Genomic DNA, 21,114 nt, shown 5'->3' on the forward strand with positions numbered 1-21,114 from the left:
AGATGATAAAATCGGTGGTTGGCGCAGTGAGCGCTTTGCTTGTGTCCGCGGGATCTTTGTTTGCTGCGATGGATCAGATTTCAGTCGCGCAAATGCCCGTTGCTGCAGAGACCTCAGAAAAAGGTGAATTGATTGACCTGCTGAACGAGATGAAAGCACAGTCCAATGTAGACTTTCCGGTAACGGTTGCTCCCTTTTCCAGATCTTTGCACATGGTTGCATCAGGATCTTCGAGCGCGCATTTACCGCTTTTGGACCCAGAAAACGGCAGCCCTCCTGCGCCTGGGTTGGCTTATAGCTCCGAAACTATTTTGGGTGTTGAGTTTGCTCTTTATCACCATGTTGATGTTCAGGTTGATCCCGAGAATTTAAGCGGTCTCAATCTGGAAACCGAACGAAGCCATACAGGCTTGTTTGAGTTTGACATTGCGCCTGTGACTTGCGTTGACTGTACACTGGCCAAGATCAACAGCGGCCGGGATAGCGTGTTTCTGTTTGCTTCCAACGTATCAGACGGCGTGATTGCTGCTAAGGGGTTGGACCAAATTCAAAAAACCGTCTTTAAGGTATTTCCGATGAAATTTGTGATCCGCGAGGGAGACACTGAAGCGGATCAATGGCTAACCCAAGCTTTGCAAGCCGTAAAGGCAAGTGGTCGCCTGCCTGAATTGGTGCCAAGTCTGTTGAATTGATTGACTGTCGAAAATCTACAAAAGACAGAGGCATCTCCTTATGAGGTGCCTTTTTCTCGTGAAGAAAGGCTGTTGTCGTTCATAATTTTACAATGCTGTTACTTGTCACATAGAAAACCTACCCTAGTTTATAACAGACTCTACGCACAACTTATCTAGATCACAGATAGAGATGAGAGCAGCATGGATTTACGTGCCCATACACGACGATACTGCAGACGTGATAACCGACTGGCATCACTTAGTTATTTCTCTACGCTTGCGATCTACTTTTTATCACTCACTTTCGCGATAGCCTTTGCGCAAGCATGGTATATTTTGTTGCCTGCAGGGATGGTTTTTGCTGTATCCGCAGTGCGGCTATACGTTTTGCAGCATGACACCGGTCATCATTCGCTGTTTGAAACCCGCCTGCAAAATGAATGTGCCGGTCATCTCTTATCCATTTTTACATTTGCGCCATTTGAGGTGATGAAACAAAATCACAACTTGCACCATGGCGGGATCAGTAACCTTGAACACAGAGAGACAGGTGAAATTTTTACCATGACTCTTCGGGAGTGGGAGCAGGCTACGGTGCTGCAACGCATTGGATATCGCTGCTACCGAAATCCTTTTGTATTAGTTACTTTTGGTGCGTTGTTTACTTATTTTATCCGCTATCGCTGGCCCAAGAACACGATGCATTTTGGGGCGGGCGGGGTGATCCTGCATAACATTGTAATAGCGAGCTTTCTTTGGGGGCTGTATCGAATTGGCGATGTGACTGCCGTTCTAATTTGGTTGACCTTTTCATTTCTTGGCGGGATGTTAGGGGTGTTTCTGGTCTATCTTCAGCATAATTTTGAAGACACCTATTGGGATAGAAGACCGGATCTTGACCCTGTCAAAGCGGCCTTGTCGGGGGCATCCTGTCTGGATTTTGGGTGGTTTTTTGATTTGGCCGTCGCCAATATTACCCTACATGACCTGCATCATTTCAATGCACGTATTCCGTCATATCGTCTGCGACAGTGTCACTATGCAATCCCGCCTGAATATGCACCGCGACGGATTAAGTTTCCAGAAGCCCTGCGTGCCCTGACTTTGAAACTCTGGGACGAAAAGAAAAAACGCCTTGTCCCCTTTCCATCCATGGTAGAAAATGTGCAATAATGACGTCATTCCATCATGAGGTGGGGGCGACAAGAAAAATGAAACAAATTGGGACATCATGACGGCAATATCAAAATTAAAAGGTGTGGGGCCAGTCCTCGCAAAAGTTTTGAAATCGAAATCAGTCACATCAGTCGAAGACATCGCGGCTATGGACCTTGCGACCTTGATGGCATTTCCGGGGATCGGGTCGCGTCGCGCCGATATCATAATGGCGTCGGCCAAAGAGCTAACCTCTCCAAGCGCCAAAGGGGACAGGAAGACAAAAAGTGCCCAGGCCCCTCGTAAATCCACAACATCCGGTAAGCCTGCTCAGGGCACGTCTGTAGACAGCAAGCTGAATGCGGCGCTTGTCGCTGCCGAGGCTGCCAGACAGGCTGCCGAGGAAAAAGCAAGCAAAGCCAAGGCCAAAGCGAAGAAAGCCAAAAGAAAAGCTGCAACGCTTGCCGAAGAATTTGCCGCCGCCAAAGTGAAAGCCAAAGCAAAGGCTAAAAAGGAAAAAGCCAAGGCCAAGAAAGCAATTGCAAAAGAACGGGCAAAGGCAAAAGCTATTCTGGACGGTAAAAAGGGCAAAAAATCAAAAAAGTAAAACGCCACAGGGCATTATTTCTCTTGTGGAGTGAAATACCGCCTGATGATTTGGTATGATCACCAGCCTGATGTGGATGCAGGCTGGTGATGGATCGGTGGCAAGGTTAGCTTAGAACACCATCCGCGCCCAAGATGCGTTTGCCACCCAGATAGGGTGCAAGCGCTTCGGGAAGCTCGACAGAGCCGTCTTCCTTCTGGCCGTTTTCAAGCACAGCAATCAAACACCGCCCAACAGCAAGACCAGAACCGTTCAGCGTATGCACAAACGCAGGTTTGCCGCCATCTGCTGGTTTGAACCTCGCATTCATCCGGCGCGCTTGGAATTCACCGGTAGTCGAGACAGAAGAAATTTCGCGATACGTATTTTGCCCCGGCAGCCAGGCTTCGATGTCAAACGTGCGGCGCGCGCCAAACCCCATATCACCCGTGCACAATACGACTGTGCGGTATGGGATGTTCAACGCTTCCAGAATACCTTCAGCGCAGCGGAGCATACGCTTTTGTTCGTCATCCGAGCTCTCAGGATGTACGACGGAAACCATTTCTACCTTTTCAAACTGATGCTGACGCAGCATGCCTGAGGTGTCGCGCCCAGCTGAGCCCGCTTCCGACCGGAAACACAAGGTATGCGATGTCATGCGCAGGGGCAGGTCGCTTTCGTCCAGCACGTCTCCGGCCACTGAATAGGTCAGCGGCACCTCGGACGTCGGGACCAGCCATTCGCCACCTGTGGTTTGATAGCTGTCTTCACCGAATTTCGGCAGCTTATCGGTGCCATACATCGCCTCATCACGCACCAGAACGGGAGAGTTCACCTCGGTCAATCCGTTTTTATCTACATGTGTGTCGACCATAAACTGTGCCAACGCGCGGTGAATACGCGCCACGGCTCCTTTCAAGAACACAAAACGCGCGCCTGAAACTTTGGCGGCCGTTTCAAAATCCATAGCAGCCGAAACGCCTTTGATTTCAAAATGTTCTTTGGCCTCAAACGCCAGTTCCACTGGGGTGCCCCAGCGGTTAATCTCAACGTTGTCATCTTCATCGGCACCTTGCGGCACATCCTCTGCAGGCGCGTTTGGAATACGCGCCAGCATATCGGTCAGCTTGGCGTCCAGCTCCTTAGCCTCTGCCTGCATTGCGGCGACTTCGGATTTCTTTTCCGCCACTTCCGCGCGCAGGCGCTGAAATTCCTCTTCGTCGCCTTTGGCCTTTGCGGCGCCAATGGCTTTGGCGGCTTTGTTCTGATCCGCCTGTGCAGTTTCAGAGGCCAAGATCTTGGCCCGGCGCGCTTCATCCAGCGCTAAAATGTCCGAGGACAATGCCGCATCTCCACGACGCGCCAAAGCGGCGTCAAACGCAGCGGGATTTTCGCGGATTGCACGGATGTCATGCATGGGACTGCTCCTCTGGAGAGATGGTGTTTCTTAGCTTCCCCTATGCCGGATTGGTGGGCAAAGGGGAAGGGGGGAGAAGCAATCCGTCGTTGTATAGGGTTAGTTGGTCACGTTGGGGGCAGGATCTAGCTCAGGATACCAGAGTTTATCAATCGCCTCGGCGGTGTTTAGATCCAGCCCTTGTTGTTCCGTCACAATTCGATAGTCATGGTCAGTGCGCTCGTTCAAGAAGTCTTCAAACTCAGATTTTAATTGTTCAAGCGTTACGTCCTCCCATTTGTGTTCAACAAAAGCTTCCATTCCGTCTGCGGTGATAAACCCAGTGGCTACGACAATACTATGGGACACGTAGGCAACCAGCGCGTCTCCGGCGTATATCGCCATTTTTACAGGCTTGCTAACGAGAGGGGTAGGAGTAGCGTTGCGGAGCCTTCTGGCTTCTGATGGGGCAAATTTATCAAGTGTTTCCCAAAAGTCAGATATCCGTTTTTTGTGATCTAAGTATTGCTCATACCCCTCGCGCGTTGCGGGAGGGCCGACTTGGATGTTTTCAGCGAATTTTCTAAATGTTTCGTCTGCGAAGGGGGATATATGTACTGTGAATTGTTCCAACCTCTTAGCTTGCAGCGGTTGCCATTCTTCATAAGTATATGTTTTTGTGTGGTCCATTGGCGGAGCATCTCCAATGCTGAAATGAGCAAAGGACCGAGAAAAATTGCCGTCTGTATTGACTTGGTTAACTTGCTTGAATGGTGTGGATACATAGGCAGTCGTGGTAATGTGCATTCTGCACTCCTAGTAATGATATGTTGACTTATATCAGCTTTAGGTTGCACATCTTAATGCTTCGTTTCGCCACCAGACGGAACCGCAGAATACGCGCTGGTTTTTCGACATATTCTTGGCCTTTATGACACAAAGCGAGCTTGCCCGCCTGTCAGAACGTGGCCGGACATGAGTTTCATGTGGCAAGGCCATCAGCTCACCTTGCAAAGCCCTGACGCAGCGCATAGGTTCCGGTGCAAATTTACCGGCCCCAAGGCCGCCGAGAACAAGGAAGACCCTTTATGGATAGCCAAGCGATTGCGCAGTTTGTCCCTCTCATTCTGATCTTTGCGATCATGTATTTCCTGCTGATCCGTCCGCAGCAAAAGAAGATGAAAGAACATCAGAACATGGTCAGTGCGCTGCGCCGCGGGGATCAGGTGGTGACGCAGGGTGGCGTGATCGGCAAGGTTGTGAAGGTTAAAGACGAAGGTGAGCTGGAAGTGGAAATCGCCGACGGCGTGAAAATTCGCGTTGTGCAAAACACCATCGCGCAAGTGCTGAGCAAAACCGAGCCAGCTGCCTAAGCTTTACCGTCTAACAATTTGATAAGGCAGGGCTATGCTGCAAATTGATCTCTGGAAGAGGGTGACAATCTGGCTGGTCTGTGTGATCGGTCTGATGTTGGCCCTGCCAAATGCGTTTTATACACGTGTCGAACAAGCCAATGACGCGGTCGCGGAATTGGTCACCAAAGGCGAAACGCAGGAGCGTTTGGAGATTGCAGGGCAGTGGCCCGGATTTCTTCCTTCTGGTCTTGTGAACCTTGGTCTGGACCTGCGCGGTGGTGCGCATCTTTTGGCGGAAGTCGAAGTTGAAGATGTTTACGCCGCGCGCATGACCGCGCTGTGGCCCGAGGTGCGCAATGTATTGCGGGCTGAGCGCGCGACAGTGGGAACATTCCGTCGTCAGCAAGGGCCTGACAGTGAGTTGCGGGTGCGCCTTTCAAATCCTGATGGCATGTCACGGGCGCTGCAGGTTGTCCGCGAACTGGCCACGCCTGTTGTGACCCTGACAGGTGCTGGTGCAAATGACATCGAGGTCAGCGCTAGTGGCGACGTGATCACAATTCAGCTGTCAGATGCAGAAAAGCTGGCCAGTGATGATCGGACTGTACGTCAGGCGTTGGAAATCGTGCGTCGCCGTATTGATGAGGTTGGCACGCGTGAGCCGACCATTCAGCGTCAAGGTGCGGATCGCATCCTGATTCAGGTGCCGGGCATCGGCTCCGCGTCTGAATTGAAAGCAATCATCGGTACCACAGCTCAGCTGACGTTTAACCCTGTTGTTGGACGGGGGTCTGATGAAAATGCGGTTCCGGGTGTAGGTAACAAGGTAATTCCGTCCTTGGATGAAGAGGGCGTATATTACACCGTGGAGTCTGCACCCGTTGTCACCGGTGAAGAATTGGTGGATGCGCAGCCTGCCTTTGATCAAAACGGTCGCCCTGCGGTGAATTTCCGCTTTAATCCAGCAGGTGCTCGCAAGTTTGGCGACTATACTGCTGAAAACATCGGCTCTCCCTTTGCGATTGTACTGGATGATGAGGTCGTCTCGGCCCCGACCATTCAAAGCCATATTCCGGGTGGTTCTGGTATCATCACAGGTAACTTTACCATCGAAGAAAGCACCAATCTGGCGGTACTGCTGCGCGCAGGCGCTTTGCCAGCTGAGCTGACATTCCTTGAAGAACGTACCATTGGCCCAGAGTTGGGTCAGGATAGCATCGATGCAGGTAAGGTTGCGACCATTATCGCCTTTGCCGGGGTTCTTGTCTTTATGGCGCTGAGCTATGGATTGTTTGGCCTGTTTGCAAACGTTGCGCTGATCATCAACATCGGCCTGATCTTTGGCGCACTCAGTCTGATCGGTGGTACGCTGACACTGCCGGGGATCGCAGGTATTGTTTTGACAGTCGGTATGGCTGTTGATGCAAACGTGCTGATTTTTGAACGTATTCGCGAAGAGATCAAAGCAGGGCGCGGTCCAGCAAAAGCGATTGATGAAGGCTATTCAAAAGCGCTGAGCGCAATCCTGGATGCAAACGTTACCACCTTTATCACAGCGGTGATCCTGTTTGTGATGGGCTCTGGCCCTGTGCGTGGTTTTGCCATTACTCTGGGGCTTGGCATTCTCACATCTGTGTTCACGGCGATCTTTGTCACACGCTTGTTGGTGGTGATGTGGTTTGAACGTCGTCGCCCTAAAGAGATTGAGGTATAATTGATGCGGCTTAGACTTATCCCAAAAGAAACCTCGATTGATTTCTTCACAAAATGGCGCCTGTGGCTCGGGTTCTCGGCCTTTTTGATCGTGCTTGGGTTTGTGTCCTTTATGGTTCAGGGGCTGAACTTTGGGATTGATTTCCGAGGCGGAACAACCATTCGGACAGAGGCCACCATATCTGTTGATACAGGCACCTACCGTGATGCGCTTGCGCCGCTTGATCTGGGGGATATCTCGATCACAGAGGTGTTTGATCCTGCCTTTGATGAAGATCAGCACGTGGCCATGATCCGCATTCAGGCACAAGACGGGGGAGAGGCCATTTCTGGTGAGCAGATTTCAGAAATTCAATCGGCCTTGAACGCGGTTGTGCCAGATATCAAATTTGTATCGGTTGAATCGGTCGGGCCAAAAGTGTCGGGTGAGCTGATCCAAACTGCGGTTCTAGCGGTTGTTTTGGCAATCGGTGCAGTTCTAATCTACATCTGGCTGCGCTTTGAATGGCAGTTTGCATTGGGTGCGGTTGCGGCTTTGGTTCATGATGTGATCCTCACCATTGGTGTGTTCTCAGCGCTGCAAATCAAATTTGATCTGGCTATTATCGCGGCCCTTTTGACAATTGTCGGCTATTCTTTGAACGATACTGTGGTTGTTTTTGACCGGGTTCGCGAAAATCTGCGCCGATACAAGCAAAAGCCGCTGGCGGACGTGTTGAACATCTCAATCAATGAAACCCTGAGCCGGACACTGATGACCTCGGTGACAACGCTTTTGGCGCTGATTGCTTTGTTTGTTCTGGGCGGTGATGTGATCCGTGGTTTTGTGTTTGCGATGATCTGGGGGGTGGTGGTTGGAACCTACTCTTCGGTCTTTGTGGCCTCAACCATTTTGCTTCGCTGTGGTGTGACACGGGACTGGAGCAAAAAGAACAAGCCAACCGGCAATCAATTTGCTGACATCGATGCCTGATGCGCTGTTGAGCGCATGGGCAACGCCAGGCCTTTTTTGGCTCTTGCTCACGATTGGAGCCGCGGGTTTGGTCCGCGGCTTCACTGGTTTTGGAACCGCGCTGATTTTTGTACCAGTCGCGGGTATTTTCCTGACCCCCGTTGAGGTGATCTTGATGATTGTTCTCACGGGGGTTGCTTCAACGGCGGCACTTTTGCCGGGTGCTTGGGGGCAGGCGGATCGAAAGGAAGTCGGCACGTTGGCACTTGCCGCCACGGTTACTGTGCCTCTCGGGATTTGGATCATGGGGCAGGTGGACGAATTGCTTCTGCGGTGGTTTATCGCTGTTATCGTTGGAGGCACGCTTCTTGCGGTGGTGTCTGGCTGGCGCTATCAGGGACGCCTTGGTTTAAAAGGACGCGGGGCGATTGGATCCTCAGCCGGACTGATTGGCGGTATGACAGGGCTAACGGGGCCTGTTGTGATCGTGTTTTACCTTGCCAATGCGCGCGATATTACAAAGGTGCGGGCCAATACCATCGTATTTCTGACGGCGATGGATATCGTCATCGCTTTGAATCTACTGGTGCGGGGCAATGTCACATCTGAAGCGATCTGGCTTGCCGTGCTTTTGTCCGTGCCCTATTTCACAACTACGATGATCGGCAAGGCGGTTTTTGATCCAAGGTTTGAACGGGCCTATCGGGTCGCAGCTTATTCCGTGATTGCAATCGCTGTGATATCCAGCCTTCCGATATTTGATTGAAAGGAGGCCTCATGCGCCTGAATGAAGTGAACTTTTCTGACGCGGACCCCGTAGATGGATATGGCGCAGGTTTCTTTCGTATTGCAGGAAATGTGCATGAAGGTGCGGTTCTGACATCTGTTTTAGGCACTGGCATTTGGGGCGGTTATGATGATCAGCAGGCGCTTCTGGCACTTGCTGGAGAGATCGACGTTTTGTTTGTTGGAACCGGTGCCGAAATAACCCATATCCCAGCGACCCTGCGTAAAGCATTGGAAGATGCCGGAATGGGGGTTGAGATCATGAATTCACCCGCAGCCTGTCGAACGTATAACGTTTTGCTTTCCGAAGGGCGCCGTATTGCGCTGGCCGCTCTTCCAGTTTGATCTGGCGCAAAGCGATTTTGCAGGACACTGGGGTAGATGGATCATGTAAACCAGATGGGTATGGAATGACACTCACCGTTACAGATCTGAGCGTTACGCGTGGTGCTCTACCCGTGCTTTCGGGGGTGTCCTTTGCGATTGTCCCGGGGGAAGCGTTGATCCTGCGTGGGCCAAATGGAATAGGAAAGACAACGCTTTTGCGCACGGTGGCAGGGCTACAGCCTGCTTATGCGGGCAGCATCGCAGGGGCTGAGGATCAGATTGCCTATGCAGCGCATGCGGATGGGTTGAAGCCCACTTTAAGTACGCGTGAAAATCTGAAATTCTGGGCCCAGATTTTTGGAGTCAAAGATGTGACACATCGCGTGTCCGAGGCCTTGGCGGATTTTGATCTGGAAACTCTGGCTGATCGTCCGGCGGCAAATCTATCGGCTGGACAAAAGCGACGATTGGGACTTGCGCGCTTGGGGGTGACTGGACGCCCGATCTGGATCATGGATGAGCCGACCGTAAGCCTGGACACATCCTCTGTGCAGCGCTTTGCTGAAGTTGTGCAAAATCATCTCCAATCAGGTGGCAGTGCGATGATTGCGACGCATATTGATCTAGGCCTGAGCGGGACCGAGCTGGACCTGACATCTTACAAGACAGCGCCGCAGCAGCTGGATGATTTTGATGGAGCTTTTTTGTGATCGCGCTTCTCTACCGTGATTTGCAGCTTGCGTTTCGAGCAGGTGGAGGCTTTGGGCTTGGTCTGGCGTTTTTCTTGATTGTCGTTGTTTTGGTGCCGTTTGCAGTTGGCCCGCAGTCAGAGCTTCTGGCGCGGATTGCTCCGGGCGTCTTGTGGATTGGGGCCTTGCTTGCATGTCTGTTGTCATTGGACCGCGTGCTGGCGCTGGATTGGGAAGATGGGTCGCTTGATCTTTTGGCCACGGCGCCCTTGCCGCTGGAGGCAATCGTAACCATGAAATCCTGCGCGCATTGGATCACAACAGCTTTGCCACTGGTGGTGATTTCGCCGCTTTTGGGGGTGTTACTGCATCTGCCGGGGGGCGGGTATCTTTGGTTGGTGATTTCTTTGCTGCTGGGCACACCTGCGCTTTCGGTCATCGGAACATTTGGCGCTGCGTTGACCGTGGGACTAAAACGCGGGGGATTGCTGCTTTCGCTACTGGTCTTGCCGCTTTATGTCCCGACTTTGATCTTCGGCGCAGAGGTGGCGCGGCGCGGTGCCGCAGGACTGGCCGTTGAAACTCCGTTATTAATGCTGGCGGGTATTTCAGCAGCGTCACTTGCGGTTCTACCCTTTGCCAGCGCCGCAGTTTTGCGTATCAACCTGCGATAAGCCCCGCGTTTGAAGAAAGCTACGACCTGATATGTCTTTTTGGGAATATGCCAACCCGCGAAAATTTCTGACCACCTCAGAACGTGTTTTACCGCTCGTGTGGGGGCTCGCAGCAATAACCACCCTTGTTGGGTTGGTCTGGGGGTTTTTCTTTACGCCGGATGATTTCCGCATGGGATCAACGGTTAAGATCATCTTTTTGCATGTGCCGTCTGCCTTGATGGCCATCAATGCCTGGTTCATGATGCTTCTGGCCTCAATTATCTGGATTGTCCGCCGCCACCATGTGAGCGCGCTTGCCGCTAAAGCGGCAGCACCGGTTGGGGCCATCATGACAGTGATTGCACTGGTGACGGGGGCGATCTGGGGACAGCCGATGTGGGGAACATGGTGGGAATGGGATCCACGCCTCACGTCGTTTCTTGTGCTTTTCTTGTTTTATCTCGGATACATCGCCCTATGGGAAGCGATTGAGGACCCAGATACAGCCGCAGATCTGACGTCAATCCTATGTTTGGTGGGGTCGGTTTTTGCGGTGCTCAGCCGGTATGCGGTCTTGTTCTGGAACCAGGGATTACATCAAGGAGCCTCGCTCAGCCTTGATAAGGAAGAAAACATTGCGGATGTTTTCTCCAATCCACTTTATGTCTGCATGGTCGGGTTTGCCCTGCTATTTCTCGCACTGGTCCTGTATCGCACGGGCACAGAAATTCGCCTGCGCCGGATGAAGGCGCTGATTGCGCGTGAGCGCCTGGAGGGATGACTATGGAACTTGGCAAATATGCGGATACGGTTTTATCAACCTATGCAGTGTCTTTGGCGTTGTTGATTGGTTTGGTTGTCTGGACGATCCTACGTGGGCAAAAAATACGTAAAGAGCTGCGCAAAATCGAAGAACGAGGGCATATTGATGGTTAAAGTTTCACCTTTGATGGCGGTGCCTGTCGCGTTGTTTACAGGCTTTGCCATGCTGGCTTTTGTCGGGTTGCACCGGGATGATCCCGACGGTCTGCCATCCGTTCTTGTTGGGCGCGATGCGCCAGCGGTCTCTTCAGCGCCCCTTCTTGAATACCCAGAGTTTCAGACGGCGGATCTGCAGGGGCAGGGGATTTCTTTGGTCAATTTTTGGGCCAGCTGGTGCGCCCCTTGCCGCGCAGAGCATCCAAATTTGATGGAGCTTGCCGAAACGTATCCCGTTTATGGTATCAACCAAGATTATGGTGAGAAGGACGCAAAAGCCTTCTTGGATGAACTGGGAAACCCCTACGCGGGGATATTGTTTGATGGCAGTAAGCGGCAATCTATTGATTGGGGCGTCTACGGACTACCTGAAACATTTGTTGTGGATGAAGATGGAAAAATTTTGGCCCGCATTGCAGGCCCTCTCACACAGCGTGTGATTGAAAACACCCTTGAACCAATTTTCGCGGCTCAGGTGAGTGAAAAACAGTAAAAACAGGTGACTGATTGCGGCGGTCGCAACTAGGCGACGACCTGATATGATTTAATTTTGATATCCTGTTCGATCATGCCTTGAACAGTTAAGAGCCCGCCACTTTCAATACGCCAGTCAACATAGGTCTGATAGGCTTCTGCTGAAGACCAGAGAGTGAAGATAACGACCTCTGCAGGATCATCGGACCGCATCAGACATGCCTGTTCGCAGCCTTCAAAGGTTCGCGTTTTATCCAGCATAGATTCAATCAGCGTTAAGAGCTCTCCAAAGAACTCCTCGACAGGAAACAGACTGATAATCGCAGCTTCTTTCACCATGATACTCCGTTAATTGAGGCAACAACTGTTCAAGCGATATTGTGGAGTTTTACAATGGATCTATTGCGCTATGTCAAATGAGCCATCTTTTTATGCAGGTTTTTTATTCCGAACTTGAATCAATTTTGTGTTTTTCATCATAAGTCGCACGATCTGAACGAATATCTGTTTGGTTTTGTTCCGACCATTGGGTCAGATGCGTTAAGGCTCCGATCAATGAACATCCACGCGTTGTTAGTGCATATTCGACTTGTGGCGGAGATAGATCCAAAACCTTTCGCGACACAATACCATCGCGTTCAAGATTGCGTAACGTCACAGTTAACATGCGCTGTGAAATGCCATCAACCACGCGGCGTAACGCGTTGAACCTATTTGGTCCTTTCCCCAGCTCAGTGATGATCAAGACAGACCATGCGTCACTCACACGTCCCAAGACATCGCGAATGGCACAGTCGTGTTCTACTGCTCTACGGCCCATATCCATCCCTTAGATGATTTACTTATTTAAGATGTTATATAACTTTAAGAGTAATTTTAATGCAAGGTACTTTTCGTAACTTAAGTATTTATATTTAGGTGTATCTGAGTTACGCCTTGCGGTTCTTTTGGGTACATGAAAAAGCCCCGGTAAAAACCGGGGCGTGATTATAGTGCGTCTTGCATTGGTTATGTTTTGGCGAGATCGCGCAAAACATAGTGAAGAACGCCTCCATGTTCGATGTATTCAATTTCGGGTGCCGTATCGATACGACATTTGAGAGTGATCGTTTTGATGCTGCCGTCTACCATGGTGATTTCACACGGGACGTTTTGCAACGGTTCGATCGTATCAAGCCCTGTGATCGAGACGGTCTCCTCGCCAGTTAACCCAAGTGTCTTACGAGTATCATCGCCGGTAAATTCAAACGGAATAACTCCCATCCCAACAAGGTTCGAACGGTGAATACGCTCAAAACTTTCAGCGATGACAGCCTTTACCCCCAAAAGCGCAGTGCCTTTAGCGGCCCAGTCACGTGAAGATCCCGCGCCGTATTGCTCACCTCCGAAAATGACCAAAGGCGTGCCATTGGCTTGATGCGCCATAGACGCCTCATAGATAGAGGTTTCTGTGCCGTCGGGTCCTTTGGTGTAACCACCTTCAACCCCGTCAAGCATTTCATTCTTAATCCGAATATTTGCAAAAGTTCCGCGCATCATGATTTCATGATTGCCACGGCGTGATCCGTAGGAGTTGAATTCACGTGGCTGTACTTGACGATCTAGCAGATACTTCCCTGCAGGGGTTGTGGTCGCAAAGGATCCCGCTGGTGATATATGATCTGTCGTGACCATATCGCCCAGCAAAGCGAGAACTTTTGCACCTCTTATATTCGTGATCGTCCCCGCATCCGGTCCCATGCCCTGAAAATAGGGTGGGTTTTGAATGTATGTTGATGCCGTAGGCCAATCATAGGTTTCATCGGCAGTGGTTTGCACACTTTGCCATTTTTCGTCGCCTTTAAAGACATCGGCGTATTTGGTTTGAAAGGCCTCACGCGTGACGGTTTCTTGTACAAGGTCTGCAACCTCTTTAGCGCTTGGCCAGAGGTCTTTCAGATAGACATCTTTGCCATCTTTGTCTTGTGCGATGGGGTCGTTTGCCAGATCGATATCCATTGTTCCGGCCAGCGCATAAGCGACAACCAGAGGCGGGGAGGCCAGATAGTTGGCACGCACATCAGGTGAGATACGCCCTTCAAAGTTCCGGTTCCCTGACAGCACAGATGTTGCCACCAGATCTCCTTCCGCAATGGCGTCTGACAATTCCGGCTGGATCGGACCAGAGTTGCCAATACAGGTGGTGCAGCCATACCCCACCAGATTAAATCCGATGGAATCCAGATCTTTTTGCAAACCTGCGGCTTCAAGATAGGCGCTTACAACTTGTGATCCCGGTGCGAGTGAGGTTTTGACCCACGGCTTGCGATTCAACCCAAGTGCCGCAGCCTTGCGTGCCACCAGACCCGCACCGATCATCACATAAGGATTAGAGGTATTGGTGCAAGATGTGATCGAGGCGATGACAACCTTGCCAGATTCTAGCGTGTAGTTTTCACCTTTTACCGCGACCTCTTTTCCCAAGGGACGTTTGAATGTCTCTTCCATCTCGCGATGGAAAGCTGATTGGGATCGATCAAGCGCAATATAATCTTGAGGTCGTTTTGGCCCAGAAATCGCAGGCACAATAGTGCCCATGTCCAAATGCAATGTATCTGTGTAGATAGGCGCATAATCATCGCCACGCCACAGGCCGTTTTCCTTAGCGTAGGCCTCAACCAGCGCAATGCGGTCTTCTTCGCGCCCTGTATTTCGGAGATAGCGCAGGGTTTCACCATCAATCGGAAAAAATCCGCAGGTTGCACCATATTCAGGTGCCATATTCGCGATGGTGGCCCTATCCGCGAGCGGCAAACGGTCGAGACCTTCACCATAGAATTCGACAAATTTCCCAACAACACCTTTGGCGCGTAGCATTTCGACAACCTTCAGCACCAGATCGGTTCCGGTTGTGCCTTCGATCATTGCACCGGTCAGCTCAAATCCAATCACCTCAGGAATAAGCATAGAGATCGGCTGCCCCAGCATTGCCGCCTCAGCTTCAATCCCACCAACGCCCCAGCCCAACACAGCTGCTCCGTTGACCATTGTTGTATGGCTGTCGGTTCCCACCAGCGTGTCGGGATAGGCGATTTCGTTCCCGTCTTGATCAACATCTGTCCAAATGGTCTGCGCCAGATATTCCAGATTAACCTGGTGACAAATGCCCGTGCCGGGAGGCACAACGCGGAAGTTATCAAAGGCACCTTGCCCCCATTTCAGGAAGGTATAGCGTTCTAGGTTGCGTTCATATTCGCGATCGACATTCATTTGGAACGCGCGCGGATTGCCAAAGGCATCAATCATCACCGAATGGTCGATCACAAGGTCTACGGGAACTTGTGGGTTGATACGTGTTGCATCCCCGCCAAGCGCTTTGATTCCATCACGCATGGCTGCCAAATCAACGACGGCAGGCACACCAGTGAAATCCTGCATCAAAACGCGGGCTGGCCGGTAGGCGATCTCACGCGGATTGTTACCACCTTTGTCGCCCCATTCTGCGAAGGCTTTGATATCATCCGTGGAGACCGAAAAACCACTGTCTTCGAACCGCAACATGTTCTCTAGAACCACTTTGAGCACAGCAGGGAGCTTTGAAAAATCACCTAAGCCCGCTTCGGTCGCCGCTGCGATTGAGTAGTATGAAATTTTATTTTCTTTTACTGTCAAGGTTTTACGTGTTTTGCTTGAGTCATTTCCGACAGTCACTGCCATGATTGTATCCCTTGATTAATATACGTTGGCTCTGTACGCCCCTTCCACAAGGAAGGGGTGCGAAGTCTTGATCCTGCGTCCTGTGCTTGTGCTAGCACATATGGGTATCTGGTTTTGATTGTGTCCAGGTGCTCTCGAACAGCTCAACAATGATTGATTGGCCTCGTCGCGTCTAGAGAGATAGAACTGATAGGACGAGACATGAGGTAGGTTTATGCGAGTATTTAAAGATGCGGCCCTAGCAATGGGCATGATGATCGGCGCCGCCACCATCGGATTGCAGGCAACGTCTGTTTCTGCAGGTCCCATAACAAGTCCTGTTGTGATTGAACTTTATACCTCACAAGGCTGTTCTTCGTGTCCGCCGGCGGATGAGTTATTGGCTGAACTTGCATCACATGAGGATGTTTTACCTTTAGCACTGCATGTTGATTATTGGGATTACATCGGCTGGAAGGATGAATTCGCTTCACCTGCGTATACCAACCGTCAAAAAGGTTATGCGCACGTTGGGCAGCGGCGCATGATTTACACACCACAGATGGTTATCATGGGGCGTGAAGATGTTGTTGGCGCCAATGTGCCTGCTGTTACAAGCCTGTTGAAAAAGTATAATGACACGCCTGCGCCAATTGCGATGCAGCTTTACGACGAAGGTGATAGCGTGCGACTAACAGCAACGGCGGTACAAGAATTGCAAGAGGGCGTGCCGCATTTTGTCCAGTTGGTTCGCTATGCGCCCATGCGCACCGTTTCTATCAAGCGTGGTGAACTTGCTGGCCACACCTTGGACTACGCGAATGTTGTAAGCACCTTAGAAGTCATTCATCAATGGGACGGCACAGGCGAGCTTGATCTCTCAGTGTCTTTGGATGATGAACTGCGCAGCGCGTTGCTGATCCAGGCAGGGCCTTACGGACCAATTGTTGGCGCGGCAAAGCTCGACTAAGGCTGGTTTATTTCCAGCGACGATGAATCCAGAACCACTGATCTTTGTGGGTCTGGATTTCCTGTTCCAAATCCCGACAAAGATGGGTGGTCATCTCCAATGCGTCTGAGTGGGGAACCGGCTCTTTCATAACGATTTCAAAGTCCAGACCATTGTCTTGCCGCACAGCGTAGATCGGAACCATCAACGCGTTGTATTTCAAGGCAAGTTCTGCGGGCACCAGAGATGTGCTTGCAGGGTGGCCCATGAAATCGATATAGGTACCGCCAATTGCATGTAGGTCCGTTACAATTGCGATTGTGCCACCCTTTTTCAGGTAACGCACCATTTCAACCATCCCCTTTTTGCCCTGTTCAAAGGTCGGCGTTCCAGTGGCGTTGAGGGATTTTACATAGTCGGCATTGAAATATGGATTGGCCATGCGCCGATACAGCGGGCCAAGGTTGTAGCCTTCCTGAATGAGCTTTGAACGCGCGGCATCATAGTTGCCAAAATGGGCCGTCACTATCATAATGGGGCGGCCTTCTGCACGCGCTTTTTTGAAAGGTTCAAAGCCCGGGCCGGTTATCTTGGCTTGTTTTGCGCGATCCCAGAACGGCTGACCTGCGAAAAATTCACCAAGGCTGCGCCCCACATTGTCACAGACTTTGCGGCAGAGGTCTTTCACCTCTTGCGCGCTCAGCTCCGGTTGGGTGAGCGCAAGATTGGTGCGGATACGTTTATGATAGCCAACCACCGGCCCGAGAAAACGCACAAGGCGGCCCATCATCGCAATACGCTGGGGGTAGGGGAGCAGGCTCAAACTTGCGGTGATCCCCCGAATAACTTGATTGCTCAGGTAGTATTTAACACGCTGACTTGTCGAGAGTTCTTCAGGAGTGATGGGCATTATAGGGACCTACCGGAGTGTGAGGTTAGCCTCTTTCTATATCGCTCTCCACGCTTGGCTACAAGCTGCCTGCAAACCTGATCTGGCTTGCAGGCGTTTCTGTCTATTCGTCTTCTTCGTCGTCAGGGGACAGCAGCTCGATTTCACCGGAGTTCACCAGATCGCGGAGCGAGTTTACAATATTTGACATCGCCATTTCACCGGTTTTCCGCTTTACCTTACCCTGTTCGCCCACTTCTTCGCGAATATTGGCAGCCATACGAGAGGACATATTGGCCAGCAGGAAATCACTCGCGGCGACATCTTCGTCATCTGAGGAATAGGCAATGGCTGTCACCAGATCCCCTTGCGGAACAACACGAGTGATTTTGGGGACATCAGTTGGTGCGATCCGCGTGCCCAAAAGCGAATAGGTAAAGAGGGATTTGCGTACATCCGTCGCAAACTCTTCATCCTCCGCATCCAAGGCCGTCATCACCTCTTCCCGCTTTTCAGCCGGGGACTGAGTTAAGATTGCGCCCATACGTTCACCGGGGGTATCGTCAAAGGCAACATCCGGACGGGATTCGACCTGTGCGGCAAGTGACAGACCAATGCGATCAACGGTTTCTGGTGTTACACTGCTGGTTTGACGCACGGCAAAGGTAATTTGACGGGCAATTGGACCGGGCAGCTCTCCCAGAAGTGCAGCTGCTTTGGCGGTATCCAGCTTGGAGAGCAAGACCGCAGCAACCTCGACACTTTCCGCCTGTGCAAGTTCTGCCAGATCTTCAGGCGTAAGGCTGCGCAAACGTTCCCACGGATCGCCAAATTGGCGTACACCGGCCTCTTTGCGCAGGCGGTTATGGGTGTAGCGGCTGATCTTCCCTTCCATTGCAGTCAACGCGCCTGCAAGACCGTTGGGAAAAGATAGGCCGATATTGTCGAGCCTGTCAGCAAATTCACCTGCAACGGCATTCAGTGTATCGCGATCCACCAGGCTCATCTGTCCCATTTGCTGGGTCAGCTCGATCTGTAGATCATCTGGCAGTTCTTCAATTGGGATATCAGCGCCTTCGTTGAGTAAAAGCCTGACGACAATGGCAGCTTTTGCCTTTCCGCTGAGATCAACAGGGGCAGCAGGCGCAAGCGGTGCTGCGTCTGCCATCGGAGCAGGGCTGGTGTCTTCCATCGGAGAGAGAGCAGGGAAATCCCCAAAGTCATCTCCCAATCCCACCATGGGGAGCGCCAATGCTGAGTCTTCTTCCATTCTTGAGCCTCGACCACAAAGATTCTTCTTCGGTATGAGGCCCAAGATAACGGTTAACCCGTAAACAAAGGCTGAAGCTAGTAGCTATAAGTTTTCCCTGTTTCCAAAGCCTTGCGCAGCGAGGTTTCGGGCCAGCTGCCTTTACCGCCATAGGCAAGGATCTCTTGCCATTGTTCATAGGCTTCCCCCAGTTTACCCTGCGTGACAAAACCTTGCGCCATATAAGAGCGGGCTAGGATATTGCTTGGATCCTGCGCAATCGCCTGAGTGTAGAAGCGATCTGCTAGATCTTGATTGCCCAGTTTGCGATGCGTAAAGCCCCAGTACGTCAGAACGTGGCCATCCGTTTGGTCTGAGATCGCCGCCAAAACAGCCTGTGCGTCTTCTTGGCGATCCAAATATGCCAGTTCTCGCGCCGTTTGCAGAAGCTGCTGATCACTCATCGACGATTTTTCAGGTTTGATGCATTTTCCCGTCTCTGCATCATAAACCCGTTTGCCCCAGCATTTTTTTGTTCCATCAGATGGCTTTGGAGGCTCAAAATCATCACCGCCGGCCGCAAATACAGGTAGAGCAAATGTTGCCACTAGGGCAGTTGCAATCGCAAAAGAACGCATAACAGGGTCTCCAAGTTGTCCGTTTTATCAAAGCATACTCATAAAACACATCAGGCGCGTATTTTATGCGATCACAAAGGTGTTTTTTTAGGTTTCATGCCACAAACAAAAAGGCCTCCGCAGGAACGGAGGCCTTTTCTGTTTAATCAGGTCTATAGATTATTCACCAAAGACCCGTTTGAAAATCGTATCCACATGTTTGGTGTGATAGCCCATGTCGAATTTTTCGTTGATTGCCTCTTCACCAAGAGCCGCAACGACATCTGCATCTGCCAGCAGAAGTTCGCGGAAATCAACACGGTCTTCCCAGACTTTCAATGCGTTGCGTTGTACCATGGAATATGCGTCTTCACGGCTAACACCTGCCTGGGTGAGGGCCAGCAGTACACGCTGTGACATCACAAGGCCGGGGAATTTGTTCATATTGTCCAGCATGTTTTCGGGGAAGACCAGCATTTTGTCGATCACGCCTGTCAATCGCGCCAGCGCAAAATCAAGAGTCACACAGGCATCTGGGCCGATCGCACGTTCAACAGAAGAGTGTGAAATATCGCGTTCATGCCATAGCGCAACATTTTCCATCGCCGGGATGACGGACATGCGCACCAGACGCGCAAGACCCGTGAGATTTTCGGTCAAAACTGGGTTTTTCTTGTGCGGCATCGCGGAAGAGCCTTTTTGGCCCATCGAGAAGAATTCGGCGCCTTCCAGCACTTCGGTGCGCTGCATGTGGCGAATTTCGACGGCGACATTTTCAATCGACGACGCAATAACACCCAAGGTGGCAAAGAACATCGCATGGCGGTCGCGCGGGATCACTTGGGTTGAGATCGGCTCAGCCGCAAGGCCCAGCTGTTCGCAGACATGCTCTTCGACGCGAGGATCGATATTGGCAAATGTCCCAACCGCACCGGAAATTGCGCCGGTGGCAATTTCTTCACGTGCCAGTTTGAGGCGCGCCATGTTGCGGTCCATTTCCGCATAAAACCGCGCAAAGGTCAGACCCATAGTGGTGGGTTCCGCATGAATACCGTGTGAGCGACCAACACGCACAGTGTCTTTGTGCTCGATCGCACGCTTTTTCAGAGCCGCCAGCAGGCCTTCCATATCCTTGATCAAAATATCAGCAGAGCGCACCAATTGTACGTTCAGGCAGGTGTCCAGAACATCTGATGATGTCATGCCCTGATGTACAAAACGCGCTTCTTCGCTGCCCACGTGTTCGGCAAGGTGCGTTAGGAAGGCGATGACGTCATGTTTGGTGACAGCTTCGATTTCGTCAATGCGCGCGACGTCAAATTCGACATCTTTTGCTTTCCAGACCGCATCTGCATTTTCGCGTGGGATGACGCCCAGATTGGCCATTGCTTCGCAGGCGTGCGCCTCGATCTCGTACCAGATCTTAAATTTGCTCTCTGGTGACCAGATGGCGACCATGTCGGGGCGAGAATAACGAGGGATCATGGGCGAAAGCACCTTTATGTGATTGTCCAGCAGATGCCAGCCTCTTAGAGCAGAGGAGGACATTGAGCAAGTCTGGGAGGCTGAAGATGTATATGACCTATGTGAAAACAACAAAGCTCCGTTGGATCGCGTTGAAGGCTGCCACTGTGGTCAGCCTTTTTGCTGCAGGAACCGCCTTGGCAGACAGCGCGTGGGAGAGATTGGATGCCAACGCCATTAAGATTGCCCTGACAGGGCGTGCGCTCGTTTATGAAAACGGTGCGGAGCAAAGCTTTGATGTGAGTGGTCAGACCAGCTATATTTCGGATCGGCCAAGCCTTGGATATTGGTCAATTCGGGGTGATCACTACTGTTCGGTCTGGCCCCCTTCGGATCTGTGGGCGTGTTATCAGATCGAAGTCCAAGGGGAGATGCTGCGCTTCATCGGCAAGCGGGGAGACGTGACGGTTGGTAAGTACAAAGGAGAATAGCCAATAAGTGGCCTCCCGCTGGGATTGCGGAAGGCC

24 protein-coding genes are annotated in these 21,114 nt (G+C 51.5%); 15 read left to right on the top strand and 9 right to left on the bottom strand.

Annotated features, from left to right (window positions below; genetic code table 11):
• Positions 1-2 precede the first annotated feature (2 nt).
• The 3 genes from BLP79_RS04745 (at position 3) to BLP79_RS04755 (ending at position 2,436) form a co-directional block, all read left to right on the top strand.
• Positions 3-692 carry a hypothetical protein gene (locus BLP79_RS04745; RefSeq protein ID WP_090216818.1) on the top strand — a complete coding sequence of 230 codons (690 nt, stop codon included), beginning with the start codon at positions 3-5 and terminating at the stop codon, positions 690-692.
• Between the two features lie 183 nt (positions 693-875).
• Complete coding sequence (locus tag BLP79_RS04750) at positions 876-1,847, top strand: fatty acid desaturase (protein WP_090216820.1); 972 nt, start codon at positions 876-878, stop codon at positions 1,845-1,847.
• 58 nt (positions 1,848-1,905) lie between these two features.
• On the top strand, positions 1,906-2,436 hold the full coding sequence (locus BLP79_RS04755; protein WP_090216821.1) for a helix-hairpin-helix domain-containing protein: 531 nt from the start codon (positions 1,906-1,908) through the stop codon (positions 2,434-2,436).
• Positions 2,437-2,542: 106 nt separating this feature from the next.
• Here the strand turns inward: BLP79_RS04755 and serS are convergent, their stop codons facing one another.
• Both serS and BLP79_RS04765 read right to left on the bottom strand, forming a co-directional pair.
• Entirely contained in the window at positions 2,543-3,835 is a 1,293-nt protein-coding gene (serS, locus tag BLP79_RS04760) for a serine--tRNA ligase (RefSeq protein ID WP_090216823.1), read from the bottom strand.
• Between the two features lie 99 nt (positions 3,836-3,934).
• Positions 3,935-4,621, bottom strand: coding sequence for a hypothetical protein (locus BLP79_RS04765; protein ID WP_090216825.1), 687 nt, complete (start codon positions 4,619-4,621; stop codon positions 3,935-3,937).
• Between the two features lie 281 nt (positions 4,622-4,902).
• Here BLP79_RS04765 and yajC point away from each other — a divergent pair, with 281 nt between their 5' ends.
• The 10 genes from yajC (at position 4,903) to BLP79_RS04815 (ending at position 11,763) form a co-directional block, all read left to right on the top strand.
• Complete coding sequence (yajC, locus tag BLP79_RS04770; protein WP_090216827.1) at positions 4,903-5,187, top strand: preprotein translocase subunit YajC; 285 nt, start codon at positions 4,903-4,905, stop codon at positions 5,185-5,187.
• A 34-nt stretch (positions 5,188-5,221) separates the two neighbouring features.
• A complete protein-coding gene (gene secD, locus BLP79_RS04775) occupies positions 5,222-6,883 on the top strand; it encodes a protein translocase subunit SecD (RefSeq protein ID WP_090216829.1) in 1,662 nt (553 codons plus the stop codon).
• 3 nt (positions 6,884-6,886) lie between these two features.
• A complete protein-coding gene (secF, locus tag BLP79_RS04780) occupies positions 6,887-7,855 on the top strand; it encodes a protein translocase subunit SecF (protein ID WP_090216831.1) in 969 nt (322 codons plus the stop codon).
• Positions 7,848-8,600: a sulfite exporter TauE/SafE family protein gene (locus BLP79_RS04785; protein WP_090216833.1), complete on the top strand. Its 753-nt coding sequence runs from the start codon at positions 7,848-7,850 to the stop codon at positions 8,598-8,600. Before secF ends, BLP79_RS04785 begins: the two co-directional genes overlap by 8 nt.
• Before the next feature lie 11 nt (positions 8,601-8,611).
• The gene (locus BLP79_RS04790) at positions 8,612-8,965 is read left to right on the top strand and encodes an Mth938-like domain-containing protein (protein WP_090216835.1); all 354 of its coding nucleotides are present in this window, start codon (positions 8,612-8,614) and stop codon (positions 8,963-8,965) included.
• 65 nt (positions 8,966-9,030) lie between these two features.
• Entirely contained in the window at positions 9,031-9,657 is a 627-nt protein-coding gene (gene ccmA / locus BLP79_RS04795) for a heme ABC exporter ATP-binding protein CcmA (protein ID WP_090216958.1), read from the top strand.
• Positions 9,654-10,310: a heme exporter protein CcmB gene (gene ccmB, locus BLP79_RS04800; protein ID WP_090216836.1), complete on the top strand. Its 657-nt coding sequence runs from the start codon at positions 9,654-9,656 to the stop codon at positions 10,308-10,310. The genes ccmA and ccmB overlap by 4 nt, the downstream gene beginning before the upstream one ends.
• Before the next feature lie 31 nt (positions 10,311-10,341).
• On the top strand, positions 10,342-11,073 hold the full coding sequence (locus BLP79_RS04805) for a heme ABC transporter permease (protein ID WP_090216838.1): 732 nt from the start codon (positions 10,342-10,344) through the stop codon (positions 11,071-11,073).
• 2 nt (positions 11,074-11,075) lie between these two features.
• A complete protein-coding gene (ccmD, locus tag BLP79_RS04810; protein ID WP_408607927.1) occupies positions 11,076-11,228 on the top strand; it encodes a heme exporter protein CcmD in 153 nt (50 codons plus the stop codon).
• Entirely contained in the window at positions 11,221-11,763 is a 543-nt protein-coding gene (locus BLP79_RS04815) for a DsbE family thiol:disulfide interchange protein (protein WP_090216841.1), read from the top strand. Before ccmD ends, BLP79_RS04815 begins: the two co-directional genes overlap by 8 nt.
• A gap of 29 nt (positions 11,764-11,792) precedes the next feature.
• On the opposite strand, the gene BLP79_RS04820 is transcribed toward BLP79_RS04815, so the two are convergent.
• The 3 genes from BLP79_RS04820 to acnA all read right to left on the bottom strand — a co-directional run bounded on the left by BLP79_RS04820 (position 11,793) and on the right by acnA (position 15,440).
• Entirely contained in the window at positions 11,793-12,083 is a 291-nt protein-coding gene (locus BLP79_RS04820; RefSeq protein ID WP_090216843.1) for a putative quinol monooxygenase, read from the bottom strand.
• Between the two features lie 103 nt (positions 12,084-12,186).
• Positions 12,187-12,564: a winged helix-turn-helix transcriptional regulator gene (locus tag BLP79_RS04825; protein ID WP_211477619.1), complete on the bottom strand. Its 378-nt coding sequence runs from the start codon at positions 12,562-12,564 to the stop codon at positions 12,187-12,189.
• Positions 12,565-12,752: 188 nt separating this feature from the next.
• Positions 12,753-15,440, bottom strand: coding sequence for an aconitate hydratase AcnA (acnA, locus tag BLP79_RS04830; protein WP_090216847.1), 2,688 nt, complete (start codon positions 15,438-15,440; stop codon positions 12,753-12,755).
• A gap of 244 nt (positions 15,441-15,684) precedes the next feature.
• On the opposite strand from acnA, the gene BLP79_RS04835 reads away from it, so the two are divergent.
• Entirely contained in the window at positions 15,685-16,389 is a 705-nt protein-coding gene (locus tag BLP79_RS04835; protein WP_232716275.1) for a DUF1223 domain-containing protein, read from the top strand.
• Between the two features lie 7 nt (positions 16,390-16,396).
• On the opposite strand, the gene BLP79_RS04840 is transcribed toward BLP79_RS04835, so the two are convergent.
• From BLP79_RS04840 to purB, 4 genes are all read right to left on the bottom strand, one after another.
• Positions 16,397-17,278 (bottom strand): lysophospholipid acyltransferase family protein, encoded by an 882-nt coding sequence (locus BLP79_RS04840; protein ID WP_090216849.1) that lies wholly within the window; start codon positions 17,276-17,278, stop codon positions 16,397-16,399.
• A gap of 103 nt (positions 17,279-17,381) precedes the next feature.
• Positions 17,382-18,527, bottom strand: coding sequence for a flagellar motor switch protein FliG (locus BLP79_RS04845; RefSeq protein WP_090216851.1), 1,146 nt, complete (start codon positions 18,525-18,527; stop codon positions 17,382-17,384).
• A gap of 77 nt (positions 18,528-18,604) precedes the next feature.
• Positions 18,605-19,144, bottom strand: coding sequence for a tetratricopeptide repeat protein (locus BLP79_RS04850; protein WP_090216853.1), 540 nt, complete (start codon positions 19,142-19,144; stop codon positions 18,605-18,607).
• Positions 19,145-19,303: 159 nt separating this feature from the next.
• On the bottom strand, positions 19,304-20,608 hold the full coding sequence (gene purB, locus BLP79_RS04855) for an adenylosuccinate lyase (RefSeq protein WP_090216855.1): 1,305 nt from the start codon (positions 20,606-20,608) through the stop codon (positions 19,304-19,306).
• An 86-nt stretch (positions 20,609-20,694) separates the two neighbouring features.
• On the opposite strand from purB, the gene BLP79_RS04860 reads away from it, so the two are divergent.
• Complete coding sequence (locus BLP79_RS04860; protein ID WP_090216857.1) at positions 20,695-21,078, top strand: hypothetical protein; 384 nt, start codon at positions 20,695-20,697, stop codon at positions 21,076-21,078.
• Positions 21,079-21,114: the final 36 nt, after the last annotated feature.

Origin of the sequence: Epibacterium ulvae (assembly GCF_900102795.1) — a bacterium.
GTDB lineage: Bacteria > Pseudomonadota > Alphaproteobacteria > Rhodobacterales > Rhodobacteraceae > Epibacterium > Epibacterium ulvae.

Excerpts from the sequence above, each read along its gene's own strand:
- BLP79_RS04745 (WP_090216818.1), top strand. The coding sequence starts at position 3 with ATGATAAAATCGGTGGTTGGCGCAGTGAGCGCTTTGCTTGTGTCCGCG.
- BLP79_RS04750 (WP_090216820.1), top strand. The coding sequence starts at position 876 with ATGGATTTACGTGCCCATACACGACGATACTGCAGACGTGATAACCGA.
- BLP79_RS04755 (WP_090216821.1), top strand. The coding sequence starts at position 1,906 with ATGACGGCAATATCAAAATTAAAAGGTGTGGGGCCAGTCCTCGCAAAA.
- serS (WP_090216823.1), bottom strand. The coding sequence starts at position 3,835 with ATGCATGACATCCGTGCAATCCGCGAAAATCCCGCTGCGTTTGACGCC.
- BLP79_RS04765 (WP_090216825.1), bottom strand. The coding sequence starts at position 4,621 with ATGCACATTACCACGACTGCCTATGTATCCACACCATTCAAGCAAGTT.
- yajC (WP_090216827.1), top strand. The coding sequence starts at position 4,903 with ATGGATAGCCAAGCGATTGCGCAGTTTGTCCCTCTCATTCTGATCTTT.
- secD (WP_090216829.1), top strand. The coding sequence starts at position 5,222 with ATGCTGCAAATTGATCTCTGGAAGAGGGTGACAATCTGGCTGGTCTGT.
- secF (WP_090216831.1), top strand. The coding sequence starts at position 6,887 with ATGCGGCTTAGACTTATCCCAAAAGAAACCTCGATTGATTTCTTCACA.
- BLP79_RS04785 (WP_090216833.1), top strand. The coding sequence starts at position 7,848 with ATGCCTGATGCGCTGTTGAGCGCATGGGCAACGCCAGGCCTTTTTTGG.
- BLP79_RS04790 (WP_090216835.1), top strand. The coding sequence starts at position 8,612 with ATGCGCCTGAATGAAGTGAACTTTTCTGACGCGGACCCCGTAGATGGA.
- ccmA (WP_090216958.1), top strand. The coding sequence starts at position 9,031 with ATGACACTCACCGTTACAGATCTGAGCGTTACGCGTGGTGCTCTACCC.
- BLP79_RS04805 (WP_090216838.1), top strand. The coding sequence starts at position 10,342 with ATGTCTTTTTGGGAATATGCCAACCCGCGAAAATTTCTGACCACCTCA.
- ccmD (WP_408607927.1), top strand. The coding sequence starts at position 11,076 with ATGGAACTTGGCAAATATGCGGATACGGTTTTATCAACCTATGCAGTG.
- BLP79_RS04815 (WP_090216841.1), top strand. The coding sequence starts at position 11,221 with ATGGTTAAAGTTTCACCTTTGATGGCGGTGCCTGTCGCGTTGTTTACA.
- BLP79_RS04820 (WP_090216843.1), bottom strand. The coding sequence starts at position 12,083 with ATGGTGAAAGAAGCTGCGATTATCAGTCTGTTTCCTGTCGAGGAGTTC.
- BLP79_RS04825 (WP_211477619.1), bottom strand. The coding sequence starts at position 12,564 with ATGGGCCGTAGAGCAGTAGAACACGACTGTGCCATTCGCGATGTCTTG.
- acnA (WP_090216847.1), bottom strand. The coding sequence starts at position 15,440 with ATGGCAGTGACTGTCGGAAATGACTCAAGCAAAACACGTAAAACCTTG.
- BLP79_RS04835 (WP_232716275.1), top strand. The coding sequence starts at position 15,685 with ATGGGCATGATGATCGGCGCCGCCACCATCGGATTGCAGGCAACGTCT.
- BLP79_RS04840 (WP_090216849.1), bottom strand. The coding sequence starts at position 17,278 with ATGCCCATCACTCCTGAAGAACTCTCGACAAGTCAGCGTGTTAAATAC.
- BLP79_RS04845 (WP_090216851.1), bottom strand. The coding sequence starts at position 18,527 with ATGGAAGAAGACTCAGCATTGGCGCTCCCCATGGTGGGATTGGGAGAT.
- BLP79_RS04850 (WP_090216853.1), bottom strand. The coding sequence starts at position 19,144 with ATGCGTTCTTTTGCGATTGCAACTGCCCTAGTGGCAACATTTGCTCTA.
- purB (WP_090216855.1), bottom strand. The coding sequence starts at position 20,608 with ATGATCCCTCGTTATTCTCGCCCCGACATGGTCGCCATCTGGTCACCA.
- BLP79_RS04860 (WP_090216857.1), top strand. The coding sequence starts at position 20,695 with ATGTATATGACCTATGTGAAAACAACAAAGCTCCGTTGGATCGCGTTG.